At 71.3% G+C, this 15,269-nt stretch carries 12 protein-coding genes; 7 read left to right on the forward strand and 5 right to left on the reverse strand.

From position 1 onward, the window contains the following. The first annotated feature begins 21 nt into the window (after nucleotides 1–21). The 6 genes from ACHUEU_RS06155 to ACHUEU_RS06180 all read left to right on the forward strand — a co-directional run bounded on the left by ACHUEU_RS06155 (nucleotide 22) and on the right by ACHUEU_RS06180 (nucleotide 8,340). Entirely contained in the window at nucleotides 22–972 is a 951-nt protein-coding gene (locus tag ACHUEU_RS06155) for an alpha/beta hydrolase (protein WP_394215030.1), read from the forward strand. Beyond that, nucleotides 969–2,447 carry an alcohol acetyltransferase gene (locus tag ACHUEU_RS06160; RefSeq protein WP_394215031.1) on the forward strand — a complete coding sequence of 493 codons (1,479 nt, stop codon included), beginning with the start codon at nucleotides 969–971 and terminating at the stop codon, nucleotides 2,445–2,447. The genes ACHUEU_RS06155 and ACHUEU_RS06160 overlap by 4 nt, the downstream gene beginning before the upstream one ends. Beyond that, nucleotides 2,444–3,124, forward strand: a complete 681-nt coding sequence (locus ACHUEU_RS06165; RefSeq protein WP_394215032.1) for a DUF6320 domain-containing protein — start codon at nucleotides 2,444–2,446, stop codon at nucleotides 3,122–3,124. The genes ACHUEU_RS06160 and ACHUEU_RS06165 overlap by 4 nt, the downstream gene beginning before the upstream one ends. Nucleotides 3,125–3,269: 145 nt before the next feature. Beyond that, a complete protein-coding gene (locus ACHUEU_RS06170; protein WP_394215033.1) occupies nucleotides 3,270–5,000 on the forward strand; it encodes a DUF7937 domain-containing protein in 1,731 nt (576 codons plus the stop codon). Nucleotides 5,001–5,040: 40 nt separating this feature from the next. After that, a complete protein-coding gene (locus ACHUEU_RS06175; protein ID WP_394215034.1) occupies nucleotides 5,041–6,342 on the forward strand; it encodes a uracil-xanthine permease family protein in 1,302 nt (433 codons plus the stop codon). Between the two features lie 105 nt (nucleotides 6,343–6,447). Beyond that, nucleotides 6,448–8,340: a BCCT family transporter gene (locus tag ACHUEU_RS06180; protein ID WP_394215035.1), complete on the forward strand. Its 1,893-nt coding sequence runs from the start codon at nucleotides 6,448–6,450 to the stop codon at nucleotides 8,338–8,340. A 56-nt stretch (nucleotides 8,341–8,396) separates the two neighbouring features. On the opposite strand, the gene ACHUEU_RS06185 is transcribed toward ACHUEU_RS06180, so the two are convergent. From ACHUEU_RS06185 to ACHUEU_RS06205, 5 genes are all read right to left on the reverse strand, one after another. After that, a complete protein-coding gene (locus ACHUEU_RS06185) occupies nucleotides 8,397–9,425 on the reverse strand; it encodes an ornithine cyclodeaminase (RefSeq protein WP_394215161.1) in 1,029 nt (342 codons plus the stop codon). A 159-nt stretch (nucleotides 9,426–9,584) separates the two neighbouring features. Beyond that, the gene (gene adh, locus ACHUEU_RS06190) at nucleotides 9,585–11,108 is read right to left on the reverse strand and encodes an aldehyde dehydrogenase (protein WP_394215036.1); all 1,524 of its coding nucleotides are present in this window, start codon (nucleotides 11,106–11,108) and stop codon (nucleotides 9,585–9,587) included. Between the two features lie 100 nt (nucleotides 11,109–11,208). After that, entirely contained in the window at nucleotides 11,209–12,522 is a 1,314-nt protein-coding gene (locus tag ACHUEU_RS06195; protein ID WP_394215037.1) for a transcriptional regulator, read from the reverse strand. 131 nt (nucleotides 12,523–12,653) lie between these two features. Further along, nucleotides 12,654–13,640: a citrulline utilization hydrolase CtlX gene (gene ctlX, locus ACHUEU_RS06200; protein WP_394215038.1), complete on the reverse strand. Its 987-nt coding sequence runs from the start codon at nucleotides 13,638–13,640 to the stop codon at nucleotides 12,654–12,656. A gap of 1 nt (nucleotide 13,641) precedes the next feature. Then, nucleotides 13,642–14,670: an ornithine cyclodeaminase gene (locus ACHUEU_RS06205; RefSeq protein ID WP_394215039.1), complete on the reverse strand. Its 1,029-nt coding sequence runs from the start codon at nucleotides 14,668–14,670 to the stop codon at nucleotides 13,642–13,644. 150 nt (nucleotides 14,671–14,820) lie between these two features. On the opposite strand from ACHUEU_RS06205, the gene ACHUEU_RS06210 reads away from it, so the two are divergent. After that, nucleotides 14,821–15,252 carry an Lrp/AsnC family transcriptional regulator gene (locus ACHUEU_RS06210; RefSeq protein WP_394215040.1) on the forward strand — a complete coding sequence of 144 codons (432 nt, stop codon included), beginning with the start codon at nucleotides 14,821–14,823 and terminating at the stop codon, nucleotides 15,250–15,252. The last annotated feature ends 17 nt before the right edge of the window (nucleotides 15,253–15,269 follow it).

Raw genomic sequence — 15,269 nt, forward strand, 5'->3', positions numbered from 1 at the left:
CGCCGTCGCGGACCGGCAGCGGTGAACCCGCTGCTGCGCCTGGCACTGCGCCTGGTCTCCGCCGCTCGCTTCGACGTGCGGGAGGACTATGCCCGGGTGCGCCGGATGCAGCGGCAGCTGGCCGCGCTGCCGACCGCCCGCTACCGGATGCCCACCTGGGACACCTTCTCGGACAGCGGGGACGGCAGGCGCGTGCCGGTGCGGGTGTTCACCCCGCGCGAGCAGCGGCGCGAGGAGCTGCTGCTGTTCTTCCACGGCGGCGGCTGGGTCACCGGCGACATCGAGAGCTACACCCCCGCCTGCGCCACCATGGCGGAGCTCACGGGCTGCCGGGTGGCGTCGGTCGACTACCGGCTCGCCCCCGAGCATCCCTTCCCGGCCGGGCTCGAGGACTGCTACGGCACGGCGCGCCGTTTGCTCGAGGACCCGCGCCGTGCCGGCCTGACGGAGGCGGACCAGATCGTGCTGGTGGGCGACTCGGCCGGGGGCAACCTGGCCGCGGTCGTCTCCCTGCTGCTGCGTGAGCAGGGGCATCGCATGCCCAGTCGGCAGATCCTGCTCTACCCCGTCACCCATTGGGACCATGATCCCGAGACCTCGCCCTTCGAGTCGGTGCGCCGCCACGGCGAGGACTTCCGGCTGACCAGCACCGAGATGCGCGACTACTTCGATCTGTACGTCCCGGATCCGGAGCTGCGCCGCAGCCGCCTGGTCTCCCCGCTGATGGCCCCCGACCTCACCGGACAGCCCGACACCCTGATGATCACCGCCGAGCTCGATCTGCTGTGCGACGAGGGGGAGGCCTACGCGCAGGCGCTCGCCGGGGCCGGCAATCGGGTGCAGCTGCGCCGTATCGAGAACGCGCTGCACGGCTTCATCGCCCTGCCCCGCTTCGCCCGCCCGCTGAAGGACGCCTATGAGGTGATCGACGACTTCCTCGACGGCGGCCCGCCCGGGAGCGCCGTTCCGTGAAGCGTCGCCACTGGGTGCGTCTGGACAACGCCTCGAACATCTTCCCCGCCGCGCGCAGCGACGTGGACCCCAAGGTGTTCCGGCTCGGCGCCGAGCTCGATCACGAGGTCGATCCGGGGCTGCTGCAGGAGGCCCTCGAGGAGTCCTTCGAGCGCTTCCCGCTCTACCATGCGGTGCTGCGCCGCGGCGTGTTCTGGTACTACCTCCAGGACAGCGAGCTGCAGCCCGCGGTGAGGGCCGAGACCGAGCAGGTCTGCGCCCCGCTCTACCAGGCGGATCGGCGCACCCTGCTGTTCCGGGTGGTCCATCATCGCCGGCGCGTCTCGCTCGAGGTGTTCCACGCCCTCTCCGACGGCACCGGGGCGCTGTGGTTCCTCACCGATCTGCTGAGCGCCTACATGCGTCGCCGCTTCCCCGGCGAGGTCCCGGCGGGCGGCGGTGACGCCGAGCGGGTCCGTCCGGGGGCGAGCGAGCGCCCCGACCCGCCACCGGCCCAGATCGGCACCCATCCGGGCGCGCAGGCCGCCGAGGAGGTGCATGAGCTGACCACGGACTCCTTCGCCCACTACTTCCGCGGCCGGCGCCGGCGCCGCGAACCCTCCTCGCACGAGCAGGACTTCACCCGGGAGGCCGCCCCGGCGGTGCTCACCGTGGAGGAGGCCGACGATCCCGAGGACGCGTGGTCCGAGGAGGGCGAGGGCGACTCGCGGTCCGCGCGCCCGCCCCGTCGACGGATCCATCGGGTGCGCGGCACCCGCACCCCCGACAACCGCACCCATGCCCTCGAGCTCTCCATGCCGGCCGCGCCCGTGCTGGGACTGGCGAAGGCCGAGGGCGTGGCGCTGACCATGTATCTCACCGCCCTGTTCTTCGAGGCGATTCGCCGCACCGACGAGAGCGCGCATGCCGGCGCGACCATGGCGGCCTCGGTGCCGGTGAACCTGCGGCAGTTCTTCCCCTCGACCTCCGCGCGGAACTTCTTCGCGACCATCCGGGTCGAGCACACCTTCGGCCAGGGCGACGACGCGCCAGGGGCGGTCGCCCGGCGCCTGCAGGAGGCGTTCAGCGCCGAGGCGACCCCCGAGGCGCTCGAGCGCCGGCTCCATCGCCTGCTCCGGGTGGAGCGCTGGCCGCTGGCCCGGATCGTGCCCAGGCCGGTCAAGGACGTCCTGCTGAGCCTGGTCAACCGCGCGAACAACCGCTCGCTGACGGTCGCGATCTCCAACCTGGGCCGGGTCACGCTGCCCGATACGGCCCAGGCGCACGTGGGCCGGATGCAGTTCCACGTCTCCGCGGTGCGCCCCCAGTTCTGCGCGATCTCCCACGACGGGCAGCTCACCCTCGGCTTCACCTCGCCGTTCGTGGAGACCGCCCACGTGCGGGAGTACGCACGGCTGCTCACCGCCGCCGGGGTCGAGGTCTCCCTCGCCGCCGCCCGGACCACCGAGGAGGAGCTCGCGGGGGTGGACCCATGAGGACCTGCACCGACTGCGACCTCCGGGTCGAGGGCGACTGGGAGCGCTGCCCCCTGTGCGACAGCGTCCTGCACGGCGCGGAGCCGGGCGGGCAGCCGGAGCCCAGCCCGTACCCCGCGGTGCCGCTGCGCTTCTCCCGACGCCGGGTGCTGCGTGTGCTGACGCTCACCTCCCTGGGTGTGATCGCGCTGTCCTTCCTCGCGCAGCTGCTGTTCCGCCACGACGCGGAGAGCCTCGGGGCGCTGCGCACCGTGTGGCTGGGGATCGTGGCGACCTGGCTGGTGGTGCTGATGGCGGTGAGCAAACGCCGGAACCTCGCGAAGTTCATCGTCTACCTGGTGCTGGCCGCAGGCGGGGTGAGCGTGTACTGGGACTTTCTCACCCAGTGGTCCGCCTGGTCGCTGACCTATGTGGTGCCGATCCTCTGTGCCGCCTCGATCGTCGGCCTGCTGATCACGGTGCGGCTGATCCGGATGGAGCTGGCCGACTACGTCGTCTACAGCGGGTTGACGGTGCTGCTGGGGCTGACCCCGATCGTGTTCCTGTCGCTGGGATGGGTGGGGGTGGCGCTGCCCTCGGTGATCTGCGGCGCCCTCAGCCTCGCCGTGGTGGTGCTGCTGCTGACGCTGCGCGGCGGCGCGGTGCGCCACGAGCTGGCCACGCGCCTGCACCTGTAGCCCGACCCCGGCGCATCCGCTCGCCGGTCCCCGGCGCGCCGACGGTTCCGGCGGACGGCACGTCCTTAAGATGCAAGACGCACGTCCGCACGAGAGAGGCGGACCCGAACGGCCCGTGGGCGCCCACCAGCAGGAGAGAAGGTCGATGGACAGGGAGCGGCACGAGGACGACCCCGGGGGCGCCGATTGGATCTTCGCCGCGGACGATCCTCACAACCTGCCCACCGATCGCCTGCCGGACCGGGCCGAGTTCGATCGCTACGCCACACCGCTGCTCGCCCGGCGCGGGGTGGACCCGGTGAGGCCCCCGGGAGAGAACGAGACCGTGGACCTCAGCGGCCTGGATCTGCAGGCTCCCGCTGCCGAGCCCGCCGCCGCGACCGGTGCGATCCCGCTGCTCGGCCCCGACGGCGACCCCGTCGACGACGAGGCGCTGGTCGCGCCGCTGGTCCGGCCGGGAGCGGTCTCCTACGCCCGGTCCGGCACCACTCCGAACCGGGAGGACGGGGACGAGATCCCGTGGAACGGGTTCGTGCTCCCCGACCGCTTCACGGAGCTCGGCGTCTTCGACGCGCTGCGTGATGTGGCCGCCCTGATCTGCCTGGCCGCCGCCCTGACCACCACCTTCACCCTCGCCCACAGCCCGCTGCTGGAGCTGCTGGGGAAGCTCGCGATCGGCGGGGCGCTGCTCGCCCTGCTGCTCGTGCACGTGCTGCGCTGGGTCCCCCGGGCGCCGGCGCTGCCCGCGGTGCGCCTGCTGCGGATCATCGGCATGCTGCCGGCCCTGGCCGCCGCCGTCACCGTGGTCGTGGCCGACCTGGTGCTCTCGCTGCCGAAACTGTTCGCGTCCCTGCCCGAGGGGCCGCCCCTCGGGATCGGGATCGGCGTCTCCCTGCTCCTGCTCGGGGCGGTCCTCGGCATCGAGCCGCGCGCGCACGAGGGCTATGTCCCGCAGGCCCCGGCGCGTCGGGCGGCCCGCTCGCTGCTCATCGGGGTGGGGATCGCCGCCGCCGTGGCCCTGCTGATCGCCCTGGTGATGATCGTGGGGCGGATCTTCACGACCGGCTGGCCGTACTCCCTGATCGCCTTCGCGAACACCGTGATCTCCGCCCTGCTGCTGGGGATCGTGCTGGTCTCCGCGCTGCGCCGGGAACGCTCCTGGTACGTGCTGTCCACGGCGGTGGTGGCCGCCCTGGTGATCGCCGCACTCGCCGACAACACGCTCGAGCTCCAGTTCGCGGCGCCCTTGAGCTTCGCCTCCGGCTTCGTCTACCTGCCGTTCCTGGTGGCGGCCTTCGGCCTGATGATCTCCCGCTCCTTCGTGCGCAGCATGCCGGTGTCCTTCCGTCGCACCGACTGGCTGGTCTACTGCGTGCGGGCCTTCGAGTTCAGCGCGCTCATGCACGCCGCCGCGGTGCTGTGGCACCTGCTGGCCGCGATCGCCGCCCTCGGCGGGCGGGCGCCCGGCAGCCCCGCCCTCCATCTCATCGATGCCGTGGTCTGCGTCTGCTTCGTGGTCGTCTCCCTGTTCGGCCGCACCTCGCTGCTGTCCCGTCCGGCCGTGAGCGCCCGGGCCAGCGGCGTGGTCGCCGGACTGATCCTGGTGGTCGTGGGCTTCCTCGACGTGATCGTGAACTCGCTGGCGATGGCCGCCGGAGCGGGACTGGTCACCGGGGGGACGGCCCTGGCGATCGGGCTCGCCGTGGCGCTGATGCTCACGGTGCCCGCCCCGGTGCGCGACGAGTTCGGCTCCCCGGACGTCACCCGGATGTTCGCCGACTTCCGGGCCCGGGACGGCGGCTCGCCCTCCCTGCTCGACCGCGTCCCCGACATCACCGCGGAGACCGCGCAGCGGAAGACCTTCCCCGGCCGCTGAGCCCGGGTCGCCGCTCGCCGCTCCTGACCCCTGGAGAACCATGTTCCGCTGGACCCTGCACGGCGACGGCCGCACCATCGCCCCCGATGCCATCGTCCTGCCTGAGCAGCGGCTGGCCTGGCCGCTGACCATCGGCATCGGCGCCCAGCACGTGGTCGCCATGTTCGGTGCCACCTTCCTGGTGCCGCTGCTGACCGGCTTCCCGCCCTCGACCACCCTGCTGTTCTCGGGCATCGGCACCCTGCTGTTCCTGACCATCACCCGGAACACGGTGCCCAGCTACCTGGGCTCCTCCTTCGCCTTCATCGCCCCGATCACCGCGTCCACCGCCGCGGAGTCGATGGGCGCCGCGCTCGGCGGCGTGATGATCACCGGCGTCCTGCTGGCGCTGCTGGGGCTGCTGGTCACGAGGATCGGCACCCGATGGATCGGGGCGCTGATGCCACCGGTGGTGATGGGCTCGATCGTGGCCCTGATCGGCTTCAACCTCGCCCCGACGGCGTACGAGAACTTCCAGCAGTCCGCGGTCACCGCGACCATCACCCTGGGCGCGGTGGTGCTGTGCACGGCCCTGTTCACGGGGCTGCTGGGCCGGGTCTCGGTGCTGCTGGGCGTGCTCGTCGGCTATATCGCAGCGGTGCTGCGGGGCGAGGTCGACTTCACCCCGGTGGCCGAGGCCGCCTGGTTCGGGCTGCCCGAGTTCCACCACCCCGAGTTCCACCTCGGGCTGCTGCCGATGTTCCTCCCGGTGGTGGTGGTGCTGCTGGCCGAGAACGTCGGCCACGTGACCAGCGTGGGACTGATGACCGGCCGCAACCTCGACCACATGGTGGGGCGCACCCTGGCCTCCGACGGACTGGCCACGGCGCTCTCGGCCGGCTTCGGCGGCTCGCCGACCACCACCTACGGCGAGAACATCGGCGTCATGAGCGCCACCCGCGTCTACTCCACCGCCGCGTACTGGGTGGCGGGGGTCGTCGCGATCGGACTGTCGCTCTCCCCGAAGGTCGGCGCCGCCATCTTCACCGTCCCGCCGGGCGTGCTGGGCGGGGTCACCTTCGTCCTCTACGGACTGATCGGCATCGTCGGCGTGCGCATGTGGGTGGACGGCCGCGTCGACTTCTCCCGCCCGAAGAACCAGTTCACCGCCGGCGTCGCACTGGTGGTCGGCATCGCGGACGTCACCTGGACGTTCGACGGCATCACCCTGACCGGCATCGCCCTGGGCACCGTCTCCGCCCTGGTGATCTACCACGCGATGAACCTGCTGGGACCGGCCCCGGGCACGGAGGTGACGGCCCCGGAGCCGACGGAGCTCGGCGCGTCGGACGCCGCGCACTGAGGGACGGACCACCTGTACGCCCCATCCGTTTGTCTGACATCCTGGTGCATGTAGCACACTGTGGGACGACTGAGAGTCTCATCGACATCCGGAAGGAATCCCACTATGAGTTCCCCAGGAACGACCGAGCCGCGCGAGGGCGCCGGGGACGAGTCGCACCCGGCAGCCTGGCCCGACCACCTCCCGAGGACCGTGCATCTGCCGCGCGACCAGCAGATCGCCGATTCCGACAGCGACGAGCAGATCACCGAGAAGCTCCGCCGGCAGGGCGCCCGCATCGGCAGGGGCACGATCGCGCCGGCGGTGTTCTGGCCCTCGCTGATCGTGATCCTGGTCTTCGCCGTGCTGACGATCATCTTCCCGCAGGTGGCCAGCGACGCGATGGGCGGCACCCAGAACTGGATCACCGCGAACCTCGGCTGGTTCTACATGCTCGCGATCGGCCTCTTCGTGGTCTTCGCGATCGCCGTGGCAGTATCCCCCTGGGGCTCCATCCGGCTGGGACGCGACACGGACAAGCCCGAGTTCGGACTGCTGTCCTGGTTCGCGATGCTGTTCTCCGCGGGCATGGGTGTGGGCCTCGTGTTCTACGGCGTGGCCGAGCCCCTCGGCTACACCACCGGCAACGCGAAGCCCGGCTGGACCGGCGAGGGCGTGGAGCTGTCCGGGAAGGCCATGGCGCAGACCTTCGTCCACTGGGGCCTGCACCCCTGGGCCGCCTACGCCGTCATCGGCCTGGCCCTGGCCTACGCGGTGCACCGCCGTGGCCGCCCGGTCTCCATCCGCTGGGCTCTCGAGCCGCTCTTCGGCGAGCGGGTCAAGGGCACCCTCGGCGACGTCATCGACGTCCTCGCCATCTTCGGCACCGTCTTCGGCATCGCGACCTCACTGGGCCTGGGCGCGCAGCAGATCGGGGCCGGGCTCGAGGTCGTCGGCCTGGTCGGCTCCGCCTCCAACACGACCCTGATGATCATCATCGTCGTGATCACGTTCCTGGCCACCTTCTCCGTGATCTCCGGCGTGGGTGTGGGGATCAAGTGGCTCTCCAACGGCAACCTCACGCTGGCAGGCCTGCTGGCCATCACCGCCCTGGTGTTCGGGCCCACGGTGTTCCTGATGCAGAACTTCGTGCAGTCCCTGGGCATCTACCTCGCGGACGTGTTCCAGATGACGCTGGACGTCGGCGCCTACACCCGCTCCGAGGACGCGCAGTCCTGGTTCTCGGGCAACACCCTGTTCTACTGGGGCTGGTGGATCGCCTGGGCGCCCTTCGTGGGCGTGTTCATCGCGCGCATCTCCAAGGGGCGCACCGTGCGCCAGTTCGTCTCCGGCGTGCTGCTGGTCCCCACCCTGGTGGGCATGCTCTGGTTCTCGATCTGGGGCGGCAACGGCCTGTACCGCCAGTGGTTCGGCGCCGGCGACCTGGGCGACATCACCGCTGAGGAGTCGATGTTCCGCATCTTCGAGAACTTCCCGGCCACCGGCCTGCTCTCGGTGCTGGGGATCATCCTGGTCGCGATCTTCTTCATCACCTCCTCGGACTCCGGCTCCCTGGTGGTGGACATGCTCGCCTCCGGCGGCCACCCCAACCCGCCGATCTGGTCCCGCGTGCTGTGGGCCCTGCTCGAGGGGCTGCTGGCCGCGGCGCTGCTGCTCTCCGGGGGGCTGACCTCGCTGCAGGCCGGTTCGCTGATCACGGCGCTGCCGTTCAGCATCATCCTGCTGCTGATGGCCGTCGCGCTGGTCAAGGCGCTGAGCCTGGACCGGGCGGTGCTCCAGGAGCACGACCGCATCCGTCGTCTGCGGACGGTGACCGCCTACGTCTCCGACGAGTTCGGCCACGACCACCCGTCGACCGGGGAGATCACCGATCTGGTCGACGACCGGATCGACTACCGCCTCACGCGCACCCGCGGTCTCTTCAACCGTCAGCAGCGCGGGGACGCCCGGGACACCGAGAAGTCCGGAAGCAGCGAGGGCACCCCGCCGACGTCCTGACCGCTCACGCCTGACCCGGCGAGGCCCGGCCCCGAGAGGGCCGGGCCTCGCGACGTTCAGCCCGGTGCCGGTGGCGAGGCGAGCAGCGAGAACAGATCCTTGGGATCATCCGGATCGGCGATCACATCGATCCAGCTCAGCAGCTCGGAGTCCTGCGTCGCCTCCTGGGCGCAGCGCAGCGCGGAGAAGTCCGCCAGAGCGAAGCCGACGGAGTCGAAGACGGTGATCTCCGCATCGTCAGTACGGCCGGCGGCCTCCCCGGTGATCACCTCCCACAGCTCGGTGACCTCGAAATCCGCGGGCAGCTGCTGGATCTCGCCCTCGAGACGGGTCTGCGGGGCGTACTCCACCACCACTCGCGCCGCCTCGAGGATCGCCGGGTCCAGTTCGGTCTTGCCCGGGCAGTCGCCGCCGATCGCATTCAGGTGCGCGCCGGGGGGCACCTGGTCGCGGCGCAGCACGGCGGCCCGGGTCTTGTCGGCGGTGCAGGTGGTGATCACGTCGGCCCCGGCGATCGCGTCCTCGACAGACCCTGCCAGGTGCACGGTGAAGCCCAGCGGCTCGAGGTTGCGCCGCACCTTCTCCATCGTCGACGCGTCCACGTCGAACACCCGCAGCTGATCGATCCCCAGCACGGCCCGGAACGCGAGGGCCTGGAACTCCGCCTGTGATCCCGCGCCCAGCAGGGCGTGCACCCGGGCGCCGGAACGGGCGAGCTCCCGGGCCGCGAGCGCGGACAGCGCCGCGGTGCGCAGCGCGGTCAGCAGGGTCATCTCCGCGAAGAAGATCGGGTAGCCGTTGTCCATATCGGCGAGCACCCCGAAGGCGGTGACCGTCTGCAGTCCGCGGGCCGGGTTCAGCGGGTGGCCGTTGACGTACTTGAACGCGTACAGCTCCCCGTCGGTGATCGGCATCAGCTCGACCACCCCGTACGGGGTGTGGCTGGCCAGGCGGGGCATCTTCTCGAAGGAATCCCAGCGGCGCAGATCCTCCTCGAGGACCCGGACCAGGGCGGTCAGGACGTTCTCCGTGCCATCGCGCTGGATCCAGCGGCTCATACCGGGCACATCGAGCAGGTGGGGCATCGTCATCATCTCCCGTCGGTGGGCGCGTCATCGCGCAGGGGGTCGAGGAGTGCTGCGTCGTGGGGAGCTCTGACCTCCAGGATAGGCCCCCGTCGCGATCGGGGCGGGCCGACCGGGGAAACCCCGGCCGACCCGCCCGTCGGCTGCTGCTGCAGCGGCTCAGAAGAAGCCGAGCCTGTTCTCCGAGTAGCTGACCAGCAGGTTCTTGGTCTGCTGGTAGTGGTCGAGCATCATCAGGTGGTTCTCTCGGCCGAAGCCGGAGGACTTGTACCCGCCGAACGCGGAGTGCGCCGGGTAGGAGTGGTAGTTGTTCACCCAGACCCGGCCCGCCTGGATCGCCCGACCGGCGCGATAGATGGTGTTCTGCTGCCGGCTCCACACGCCCGCGCCGAGCCCGTACAGGGTGTCGTTGGCGATCGAGATCGCCTGGTCGTAGTCGCTGAAGCGGGTCAGGGCCAGCACCGGGCCGAAGATCTCCTCCTGGAAGATCCGCATCGAGTTGTCTCCCTCGAACACCGTGGGCGTGACGTAGTACCCGCCGGAGAGGTGCCCGCCGAGGTCCGCGCGCTCGCCGCCGGTGAGCAGCGTCGCGCCCTCCTGCTTCCCGATGTCGAGGTAGGAGAGGATCTTCTCGAGCTGGTCGTTGCTGGCCTGTGCCCCGATCATGGTGTCGGTGTCCAGCGGGTCGCCCTGCGTCGTGGCCTCGACCCGGGCGATGCCGTCGGCGACGAAGCCGTCGTAGATCGACTCCTGCACCAGCGCGCGCGAGGGGCAGGTGCACACCTCGCCCTGGTTCAGGGAGAACATCGCGAAGCCCTCGAGGGCCTTGTCGTAGAAATTGTCCTTCTGCGCGGCGACGTCCTCGAAGAAGAGGTTCGGGCTCTTGCCGCCCAGCTCCAGGCTCACCGGGATCAGGTTCTGCGAGGCGTACTGCATGATCAGGCGGCCGGTGGTGGTCTCACCGGTGAAGGCGATCTTCGCGATCCGCTTGTTCGAGGCCAGCGGTTTGCCGGCCTCGGCACCGAAGCCGTTCACGATGTTCAGCACGCCGTCCGGCAGCAGGTCGCCGATCAGCTCGGCGAGCACCAGGATCGAGGCCGGGGTCTGCTCGGCGGGCTTGAGCACCACGGCGTTGCCGGCCGCGAGCGCGGGGGCGAGCTTCCAGGTGGCCATGAGGAGCGGGAAGTTCCAGGGGATGATCTGCCCGACCACGCCGAGCGGCTCGTGGAAGTGGTAGGCGACGGTGTCGTCGTCGAGCTGGGAGAGCGCGCCCTCCTGCGCCCGGATCGCCCCGGCGAAGTAGCGGAAGTGGTCCGCCGCCAGCGGCAGGTCCGCGTTCAGGCACTCCCGGATCGGTTTGCCGTTGTCCCAGGTCTCGGCCACGGCGAGCAGCTCGAGGTTCTCCTCGATGCGGTCGGCGATCCTGCCCAGCATCACCGCACGCTCGGCGACCGAGGTCTTCCCCCAGGCGGGCGCCGCGGCGTGGGCGGCGTCCAGCGCCACCTCGATGTCCTCGGCGGTGGAGCGGGCGACCTCGGTGAAGACCTCGCCGGTCACGGGGGACGGGTTCTCGAAGTACTCGCCCTTGACGGGCGGGACCCACTGGCCGCCGATGAAGTTCTCGTAGCGGGGCTTGAAGCTGACCTTCGCGCCCTCGGTGCCGGGGCGTGCGTAGACAGTCATGGCGTTCCTTTCGCTGCGGTGCGGGGCCGACGACGTCGTCGGATGCCCAGCACTGTAATCCACGTCACGTTGCATGAACGTTGCGCGGGTGCGGGCGGGGTCAGCCGCTCTCGCCGCGCAGCGCCCGGGCCCGGGCCACGACGGCTGAGCGCTCCGGGGCGTTCGCGGGGGCGAGCTCGAGGATCGCCAGCAGCAGCTCCAGGTCCGCCTCCGCCTCGGGCCGCTGCGCAAAGCGCCACAGCTGGGCGGCGGTGCCCACCTCCAGCAGCAGCTCGCGAAGGTGGTCGCCCAGCTGTCGGTCCCACCGACGGATCGCCGGGGCCTCCGAGGCGGGCAGCAGGTCCCCGCTCCAGTGCTCCAGGGCGGCCTCCACGTCACCGCGCTCGAGAGCGGCCCGGGCGCGCTGCAGATCGCTGTCGACCGGCCCCAGCAGACGGTACGGACGCGAAGCGATCTCGAGGCCGGGGACGGCGGAGAGCATCGTGCGCAGCCGCACCATCTCGGCGCGCACCGTGCCCTCGGCGGCGATGCTCCCGTGCAGCTGCTCGGCCAGCTCGGCGCCGCTGATGCCGCCCGGGCGCAGGTGCAGCAGGGTGAGCAGCTCGGCGTGGCGGCCGCTCAGCTCGAGGCTGCGGCAGCCCTGGCGCAGCAGCGGGGCGCGGCGTCCGGTCAGCAGCAGCTCCGCCGGGCCGGCGGGGGAGCGGGGCAGGATCCGCGGCCGAGAGGTGTGGGTGCGGGCCGGCTCCGCGGCGCCGACGGGCAGGCGTGAGCGCAGCTCCTCCTGCACCGCTCGGGCGGTGGCCTCCAGCAGCGGCAGCACCAGCGGGGAGACCGCCTCGGTGCTGCCGGTGACGTCCAGGACCCCGAGGGTCTCGCGGGTGTGCGGGTGCAGCACCGGGACCGCGCTGCAGCTCCAGGGGTGCACGGCCTCGTGGAAGTGCTCGGCCCCGACCACCTGCATCGAGGAGGCGGTGGTCAGGGCGAGAGCAGGGGCGGAGGTGCCCATGGCGGACTCGGACCAGTCGGCCCCGGGCGCGAAGCCCATGTCGTCTGCGCGGGAGAGCAGCGGGGGCCGGCCCTCGACCCACAGCAGCCGCCCCGTCGCATCGCCGAGGGCGACCATCAGTCCGGCCTCGACGGCCGGATCGATCAGCCGGGAGCGCAGCAGCGGCAGCACGGCGGAGAAGAGGTGCGCCTGCCGGGCGGCGGCCAGTCCCTCTCCGTCGAGCGCTTCACCGGTGCGGAGCGCGCCGGCGGGCAGAGCGGCGAGCGAGCGGCGCCAGGAGGCGAGCACCGGTGGGCGGACCAGCTCCCGCCCGCCACGCAGCTCGGTGTTCGCCCGCAGGTCCTCATGGGCGCGCAACAGCCGCGCCTGGTAGGCAGAATCCGTCGGTGACCAGCGGGTGGCGGTCATCCGGACGTGCTCAGAGGGGCCGGTGCCCAAGGGCGTGCAGTGCTCACGATCCACCTCGTCGTCGCTCGTGTCACAACTGAGCTGACCGTACCCCGTGCTCCCCAGCGGAGCAACGGCACCGCGGCGCACCTCTACACCGCGGCCGACGCCGCCGTGGTGCGGGGGAGCGAGCTCGAGCCGGGCACCCGGGTCGATCCCTCCGCCTGCCGCAGAGGCAGGTGGATCCCGGCGAGCATGCAGCGCACCGAGCCTCCGGCCGCCTCGATCGTGGGCACCGGCGCGGTGAGGATCCGGCAGGAGCGCTCGATCTGACGCCGCTGGTCGGTGGTGAGCTGCGCGGCGGCGCGGGCCGACATCACCAGGATCCGGCCCGCGCCGCCGTGCACCTCGAGGCAGTTGCCGAGGAAGCCGTGCACCTGGGCCTCGGAGAGCTCCACGACCTCTCGGCCGCTGCCCCGCAGCGCGTCCAGCACGCGGCCCCGTCGGGCGGGATCCCGGATCATCTCCGCACCCACCAGCGCGACCTCGGTCCCCACGCTCATCAGCACGTTCGTGTGGTAGACCGGCACCCCGGCCGCGTCGGAGGCTTCGAACAGCACCGGCTCGTACCCGAGGTCGGCGCATGCCGTCCTGAACAGGTCCGGATCCGCTCGACGGGAACGGCAGGCGTAGGCGATGCGCGCGACATGGTCCAGCACCATCGCTCCGGTGCCCTCGAGGAACCGGTCCTCCTGCTCGGCGCCCGAGTAGTCGAGCACCCGGTGCACGGCGAAGTGCTCGCGGAGGTGCTCGACGACGTCATCGCGTCGCTCCGTCCGACGGTTCACGGCGTACATCGGGTAGACGGCGAGGGTGCCGTCGGCGTGCGTGGACAGCCAGTTGTTGGGGAACACGCTGTCGGGGGTCGCGGTGCCCTCGTCGTCGACGACGGTGACCCCCACCCCGGCAGCGTCCAGCACCTCGGCCAGTCCCGTCACCTCCGCTGCCGCCCGTCGTGCGATCTCCTCGGCGGGGGCGTCCAGGAGATGCTGGAAGGCGTTGTCGGCCGCGGTCAGCGGGTTCGGCCGGAAGTGGTGGGGGCGGACGAGGACGACGTGCGACGGCGCCTGCCCGGTCATCTCAGTTCACCGGTGCCAGGACGTCGACCAGGGAGAACAGGTCCTTGGGGTCGTCGGGCTGGGCCACCAGGTCCACCTCGTCCTGCAGGGCGCTGCCGGCGGTGGCATCCCGGGCGCAGCGCAGCGCGGCGAAGTCGGAGATCGCGAAGCCGACGGAGTCGAACAGGGTGATCTGCTCCGAGCCGGTGCGCCCTGCGGCGGCGCCGGTGAGCACTTCCCACAGCTCGGTGACGGGGAAGTCCGGGGCCATCTGCTGGATCTCGCCCTCGACGCGGGTCTGCGGCGTGAACTCGACGAACACGCCGGCCTGCTCCAGGATCCGGGCGTCCAGCTCGGTCTTGCCCGGGCAGTCCCCGCCGATCGCGTTCAGGTGCACGCCGGGCCGCACCTGGGAGACGTCCAGGATCGTGTTCTCGGCCTTGTCCGCGGTGCAGGTGGTGATGATGTCGGCGCCGTCGACCGCATCGTCGACCGAGGTCGCGGCGTGGACCCGGAAGCCGAGCGGCTCGAGGTTCCGGCGCACCTTATCGATCGCGGCGGGGTCGATGTCGAAGACCCGCAGCTCCTCGATGCCCAGCACCCCGCGGAACGCCATCGCCTGGAACTCGGACTGCGACCCGGCGCCGATCAGGGCGAGGGTGCGGGAATCGGGGCGAGCCAGCACCTTCGCGGCCATCGCAGAGGCCGCGGCGGTGCGCAGCGCGGTCAGCAGCGTCATCTCCGCCAGGAACGTCGGGTAGCCGTTGTCGACATCGGCGAGCACCCCGAAGGCGGTGACGGTCTGGAAGCCGCGGGCCGGGTTCGAGGGGTGGCCGTTGACGTACTTGAAGGAGTACAGCTCGCCGTCCGAGGTGGGCATCAGCTCGATCACGCCGAGCGGGGTATGACTGGCGATCCGCGGGGTCTTGTCGAACTTCTCCCAGCGGCGGAAGTCCGCCTCCAGGTACTCGGTCATCCGCACCAGGATCTTCTCCGCGCCGTCCCGCCGGATCCACCGGGCCATGTTCGCGACATCGAGCAGCTGGGTCATCGTCTCGCCTCCTGGGTGCGGGGCCGGACGGGGAGCGCCGGCGCTGGTGCTTCCAGCCTAGAGTTCGCAGATGGCAGGCGAAATGGCGGAAATGCTGAAGTTCTGTCTAGTCCGTACGCGCTTTGCACAGCGAGTATTACCATCATGCGCATGGAGCGCCTGACAGACCTCGACGAACGACTGCTCGCCGCCCTGCGCAATGACGGCCGTGCCCCGATCGCGACCCTCGCCGCCCGGCTGGGGGTGTCCCGAGCGACGATCACCAGCCGGATCGACAAGCTCACCGCCGCCGGGGTGATCGTCGGCTTCACCGTGCGGGTGCGGGACTACGCCGAGGCCTCGACCGTGCGCGCCACCTCGTTCATCGAGGTCGAGGGCCGCAGCACCGACCGCGTCATCGTCCACCTGCGCGGCTTTCCCGAGATCCAGTCCCTGCACACCACCAACGGCGGCTGGGACCTGGTCGCCGAGATCGCCTGCCCGGACCTGCCGGCCTTCGACGACGTGCTGCGCCGGCTCCGCTCGATCGACGGGGTCGTCAACAGCGAGACCAGCCTGCTGCTGAGCTCCGTGCTGCGCTGAGGGGCGTGGCCGTCCGC

The sequence above is a fragment of the Brachybacterium vulturis genome, from assembly GCF_043641765.1.
GTDB classification, from domain to species: domain Bacteria; phylum Actinomycetota; class Actinomycetes; order Actinomycetales; family Dermabacteraceae; genus Brachybacterium; species Brachybacterium vulturis_A.

What these genes read in the sequence shown, in the direction of transcription:
- ACHUEU_RS06210 (WP_394215040.1), top strand. Translation starts at nt 14,821, where the DNA reads ATGGAGCGCCTGACAGACCTCGACGAACGACTGCTCGCCGCCCTGCGC.
- ACHUEU_RS06170 (WP_394215033.1), top strand. Translation starts at nt 3,270, where the DNA reads ATGGACAGGGAGCGGCACGAGGACGACCCCGGGGGCGCCGATTGGATC.
- ACHUEU_RS06205 (WP_394215039.1), bottom strand. Translation starts at nt 14,670, where the DNA reads ATGACCCAGCTGCTCGATGTCGCGAACATGGCCCGGTGGATCCGGCGG.
- ACHUEU_RS06195 (WP_394215037.1), bottom strand. Translation starts at nt 12,522, where the DNA reads ATGACCGCCACCCGCTGGTCACCGACGGATTCTGCCTACCAGGCGCGG.
- ACHUEU_RS06185 (WP_394215161.1), bottom strand. Translation starts at nt 9,425, where the DNA reads ATGCCCCACCTGCTCGATGTGCCCGGTATGAGCCGCTGGATCCAGCGC.
- ACHUEU_RS06180 (WP_394215035.1), top strand. Translation starts at nt 6,448, where the DNA reads ATGAGTTCCCCAGGAACGACCGAGCCGCGCGAGGGCGCCGGGGACGAG.
- ctlX (WP_394215038.1), bottom strand. Translation starts at nt 13,640, where the DNA reads ATGACCGGGCAGGCGCCGTCGCACGTCGTCCTCGTCCGCCCCCACCAC.
- adh (WP_394215036.1), bottom strand. Translation starts at nt 11,108, where the DNA reads ATGACTGTCTACGCACGCCCCGGCACCGAGGGCGCGAAGGTCAGCTTC.
- ACHUEU_RS06165 (WP_394215032.1), top strand. Translation starts at nt 2,444, where the DNA reads ATGAGGACCTGCACCGACTGCGACCTCCGGGTCGAGGGCGACTGGGAG.
- ACHUEU_RS06175 (WP_394215034.1), top strand. Translation starts at nt 5,041, where the DNA reads ATGTTCCGCTGGACCCTGCACGGCGACGGCCGCACCATCGCCCCCGAT.